The following is a 3588-nucleotide window of genomic DNA, read 5'->3' on the forward strand; positions in this document are numbered from 1 at the left end:
GTGATACTTCGTGGGGCATTATTCTTTCCGGGGGTAAAACTAAAATCATTTCATGGGGCAGATACTTGATCCCCGGGAGTCTGGAGCAGACTCATCAGGATCAAGTACCCATTAATCGTGACAGGGGGAGCATCATGACTCCCCTCACCCTTTCTTTGCAAGCTAGATGGAATAGGGTTCTCAGAGATTTTTGAGTAACTAGCCACGGATAAACATTGAATCTTTAATTTTTACAGCGTCAATTCCCTCTGCCCCTTGAGCAGGTTTAGTTTTTAGGTACTCACCAAAAAACTATCCTATATTGTGTTACATCTTCCTTTCAACACTCCGCTGGGAAACTGTCCAGTGAATAGGAAGGTCCTCTTGATGACAATCCCTGAAATCAGGAAGTTATGAGGTGCCAACATGGCTCAAGTAATTAAATCTCCGGATATAGCCTTGCAGCACAGGCGCATTTTACTCTTGGTCAGTTTGCTTTATATCCTGTTGCTACCCTCACAGCTCTGGGCTTTGCCCTATAACCACTTCGGCGTCAACAAAGATACTGAAAAACTTTCACCCTACCCGGCATTTCATGAAGAAGATTCTGACGACGAGCATCAAGGTGACACAATACATTACCAATCGGCAACACCAGAAAACCCTGATTCAGATCCTGATTCACGAGCGGCTGAGTCCAAGCGGGATCTGGAGCTTGCCATAAGTGTATTTAGTCAGGCGGCAAAAGTAACTCCTGAAAATTTTCTTATCTCCCCTGATGGCCTTTTTCGATCGCTGGCACCAGTACTCATGGGGGCTACTGGAGAAACCAGGCGATTGCTTCAAAGCTACCTGGGAGATAAATATTCTGAGCCATCCCCTGCAGCAGCAACCGCAACATCTTCTGCACAGGACGACTACTTCGTCTCGAACACTATGCTCTTGTCCGATGAACTTGAAATTAAGGAAACTTATCGTGAGAAAGTTAAACAAGTAAACGTCGATGTTCGTGAAAACATCAAGTTCGACGACGATGTATCTATAGAAAGCCTTGCTGATGAGCTCAACAAACTATTTAGCGAATTAACCCATGGCATGGTCCCAAAATTTTGCCAAGCCAGCCAATGGGAGCCAGATACCACCGTGGCACTCATAAATTCTATTTACTTCAAAGCGCTTTGGGAAAGCTCTTTTAAAGTCCGAAGTGCAGGTTTATTTACTTTACGCGACGGCCAGAGAGTCACTTTGGACAAATTTATGCTGGGTGAAATCAGTTCCACCCAATACACAAGTCACAATGATTGGCAAGCAGTCGCCGTTCCTTACCGGGGAGCCCATGAAATGATTTTCGTTTTACCTCCCGAAGGGATAATGCCCCATGAGATATCAGCAGATATAATAATGGCATTATTTTCATCATTAAACTCCAAACAATCATGCCCATCATGTTCAAAAATCACTATTGGACTTCCACCCTTTAAAGTTGATTCGGACATTGAATTGAGCTACTTTCTGAGAAAAACACCTCTGCGTCCTATTTTTACAAGGCACCTCGAATTAGGAGCTATGCTATCTAATGGTCCAGGTGTTTTGCTTAATCTGGTTCGTCAACATTGCGCAATTGAGGTCAATGAAAATGGGACCCGAGCCGCAGCTGTCACACGCATCTCTACAACGAGAGGAGGGGGAGGGGGCAATCAGAGAAAATCCATCCAATTTAATCGACCATTCCTTTATGTATTGCATAATAAATTAACAAATAGAATCATCTTCATTGGGCAGATACTTGATCCTCGCAGCACTTCGGAATCGGATATCGGGTACCGGTAGCCATTAATCAGGTAAGGGGAGCCTCACGACTCCCCTCACCCTTTCGTTGCAATTGAGAGAAAATAGTGTTCTCAGAAATTTACGGGGAAATAGCTGTCGAGAAAAAATGAATCTTTAATTTTTACAGCATCAGCTGCCTCTGACCCTTAAGCTGGTACAATTTTTGGGCACTAACCAAAAAACCACCCTATATTGAATTTCGTACAACGTTCCTGAGGGCAACTGTCCAGTAAAAAGTGAGATTATATTGAGACAAGCCCTGATATTAAGAAGACAGGGTGCTAACATGGTACTATCAAACAAGTCTCCCGTTATAAACTTGCAGTACAGTCGTGTTCTGCTGTCAGTCAGTTTGCTTCATTTCCTTTCGCTACCCTCGCCACTTCAGGCCGAGACCTGTGACACCTACGACTTCAATCAGAATCGTGAAAGATTTTCACTCTCCCCAGCGTTTCATGAAAAAAATCCTGACGAGGAACTTCAATATGACACAATGCCCTCCCAATCGGCAATACCAGCAAATCCTGATTCAAATCCCTGTTCACAGTCGGATGAATCGCAGGGGAATCTGGAGCTTGCCATAAATATATTTAGCCAGGCAGCAAAAGAAACGCCTGAAAATTTTCTTATCTCCCCTGATGGCCTTTTCAGATCACTGGCACTAATACTCATGGGGGCTACTGGCGAAACCAGGCGACTGCTACAAAGCTACCTGGGGGATAATTACTCTGAGTCATCCGGTGCAACAGCATCAATCGCAACATCTTTTGCACGGGACGAATACTTCATTGAGAATTGTTTGCTCTTGTCCAGTGAACTTGAACTTCGGGAAACTTATCGTGAGAGACTTAAACAAATAAACGCCGATATTCGTGATAAAGTCGACTTCTTCGACCGTGTATTTTTACAAAACCTCGCTGATGAGCTCAACAGACTATTTAGCCAATTAACCCATGGCATGGTTCCTCAATTTTGCCACGTCGACCAATGGCCCCCAGATACCACCTTGGCACTCATAAATTCTATTTACTTCAAGGGGCTTTGGGAAAGGTCTTTTAATGTCCGAAATACAGGCGTATTTACCTTACCCAATAACCAGAGAGTTGTTTTAGAGCAGTTTATGGAGGAGGAAATCAGTTCCATACAATACACAAATCATAATGATTGGGAGGCAGTTACTGTTCCTTACCAGGGGGCGCATGAAATGATTTTGGTTTTACCTCCGGAAGGTATAATGCCTCATGAGATATCACCAAAAATAATAAAAGCATTATTTTCATCCTTAAACTCTGAAGAATCACGCCCATCATATTCAAAAATCTCTCTTGGACTTCCACCCTTTAAAGTTGATTCGAACATTGAATTGAAGAAATTTTTCGATAGAACAGGTTTACATTCTCTTTTTACAAACCCCCTCGAATTAGGAACTATGCTATCCGTCACTCTACCTGTTTACATTAATGTGGTTCGTCAACATTGCGCAATTGAGGTTAATAAAGATGGAACCCGAGCCGCAGCTGTCACACACATGTCATTTTCGAGATCGTTTGTGGAGAGCAATCAGAGAAAATCAATCCAATTTAGTCGACCATTTCTTTATATGTTGCATAATAAAATAACCAAAAAAATCATCATAATTGGACAATTACTAGATCCTCGGAGCACTTCAGGAGCGGGTACCCATTAATCGGAACAGGGGGGCCTCTTGACTCCCCTCACCTTTTTGTCGTGAGCAACGAGGGAGTGCTTTAATTGCGAGCTACCAGTTTCCTCACACAC

At 43.2% G+C, this 3588-nt stretch carries 3 protein-coding genes; all 3 read left to right on the forward strand.

The genetic code is table 11. The features are described from left to right. Positions 1-194: hypothetical protein (locus KDK18_RS08995; RefSeq protein WP_257254567.1), on the forward strand; the 194-nt coding region annotated here is incomplete at its 5' end. A 211-nt stretch (positions 195-405) separates the two neighbouring features. Beyond that, positions 406-1809 (forward strand): serpin family protein, encoded by a 1404-nt coding sequence (locus KDK18_RS09000; protein ID WP_257254568.1) that lies wholly within the window; start codon positions 406-408, stop codon positions 1807-1809. Positions 1810-2056: 247 nt separating this feature from the next. Continuing rightward, positions 2057-3496 (forward strand): serpin family protein, encoded by a 1440-nt coding sequence (locus KDK18_RS09005; RefSeq protein WP_257254569.1) that lies wholly within the window; start codon positions 2057-2059, stop codon positions 3494-3496. The last annotated feature ends 92 nt before the right edge of the window (positions 3497-3588 follow it).

The organism is Endozoicomonas sp. SESOKO3 (assembly GCF_024606255.1).